This is a genomic window from Bradyrhizobium sp. P2_E8 (assembly GCF_056403875.1).
This window is the reverse complement of the sequence record NZ_JBFUES010001477.1, coordinates 1-1,276: the sequence shown is the minus strand read 5'-3', so window position 1 is coordinate 1,276 and position 1,276 is coordinate 1. Positions and strand designations below refer to the sequence as shown.

Annotated in this window: 3 protein-coding genes; 1 reads left to right on the top strand and 2 read right to left on the bottom strand. The window is 60.0% G+C overall.

Annotation, left to right across the window (positions count from 1 at the left end; all coding sequences use genetic code 11):
- Positions 1-716: formate dehydrogenase subunit gamma (locus tag AC1D00_RS41575; protein ID WP_477014701.1), on the top strand; the 716-nt coding region annotated here is incomplete at its 5' end.
- 13 nt (positions 717-729) lie between these two features.
- Here AC1D00_RS41575 and AC1D00_RS41570 read toward each other — a convergent pair.
- Positions 730-852: a hypothetical protein gene (locus AC1D00_RS41570; RefSeq protein ID WP_271566199.1), complete on the bottom strand. Its 123-nt coding sequence runs from the start codon at positions 850-852 to the stop codon at positions 730-732.
- Positions 853-933: 81 nt separating this feature from the next.
- Positions 934-1,276: hypothetical protein (locus AC1D00_RS41565; RefSeq protein ID WP_477014700.1), on the bottom strand; the 343-nt coding region annotated here is incomplete at its 5' end.

The window sequence follows — 1,276 nt, the reverse complement described above, 5'->3', positions numbered from 1 at the left end:
TCTATTTGGCACGTGGCATGGTCCGCCTCGAAAGCGGACGATCCGGCCGCACCATCGTGCGGTTTAACACCTATGAGCGCGTCGTGCACTGGATGACCGCGACCTGCTTCGTGATCCTGGCGATCTCGGGACTGAACATCACGTTCGGGCGGCCGCTGCTGCTTCCGCTGATCGGATTTGACGCCTTCTCCGAATGGTCGCAATGGGCGAAATTCGCGCACAATTACCTGAGCTTTCCCTTCACGATTGGCGTCGTGCTGATCTTTCTGATGTGGATCGGCGGCAATATCCCCAACAAGCTGGATCTGGAGTGGATCAAGCGCGGAGGCGGCCTGATCGGTCACGATCATCCGCCGGCTCGCCGCTTCAACGCGGGGCAAAAGGGGATCTACTGGATTGTTGTGATCGGCGGTGGCCTCGTCGCCGTGACCGGGTATCAGCTCATGTTCCCATTCTATGTGTCGGGAATCGAGGGCATGCAGATTGCCCAGATCGTTCACTCCGTCGTGGCCGTGCTGTTCATCGCCGCGATGCTCGCTCACATCTACATCGGCACAATCGGGATGGAGGGGGCTTTCGAGGCGATGGGATCGGGTGAGGTGGATGTCAACTGGGCGCGCGAGCACCATAGCCTGTGGCTCGACCAGGAGTTGGCACGGAGCGGCCCGAACGATTCTCAGCCGCGGCCTCGCCATGCTGCGTCCGCGGCCGAATAGAGCGGAGCATTGCTTAAAGACGCACGCCCGTCGTCGCAAACGCTTCTGCGACGGGTTGCTGTACGCTGTCGAGCACGGCAACTCCAGCCACCGTGATGACGATCGTCGCAACACAGGCAAGGATGAAAGCCTTCATCGCGATCCCTCCTCGCGACCGTTATACAGGACTTCTGGCCGCTAATAAACGCTGCGCTTGGGCAGGTCGATGCGGCCGCAGCTAGATGCTGGATGCGGAGCCGGTGTTTCGGCTCTCCGCAGCTCGTTCGAGATCCCATGCCCGCTGCAGTCGCTCGGCACTTGTCGACTTCAATATGCCGGCCCAGGCGTTACCGAGTGTCTTGATGCCTTCGTGCAGACTGGAAGCATTCCCGACCGACCAATCAGGCAAGCCCATGGGGACGCTGATCGACCAGGCCCAGCTGTCTCCGGACCGATGGACGTTGCCGATCACATGCCCCTCATAGATGACGACGTAGTGGTCCTTGACGTCCGGCCACCGAAGCTTCGCGTTGAGAGAAATAGATTGTTTCATGAACAATGCTTGTGTCGCAGGGCTAGCG

Excerpts from the sequence above, each read along its gene's own strand:
- AC1D00_RS41570 (WP_271566199.1), bottom strand. The coding sequence starts at position 852 with ATGAAGGCTTTCATCCTTGCCTGTGTTGCGACGATCGTCATCACGGTG.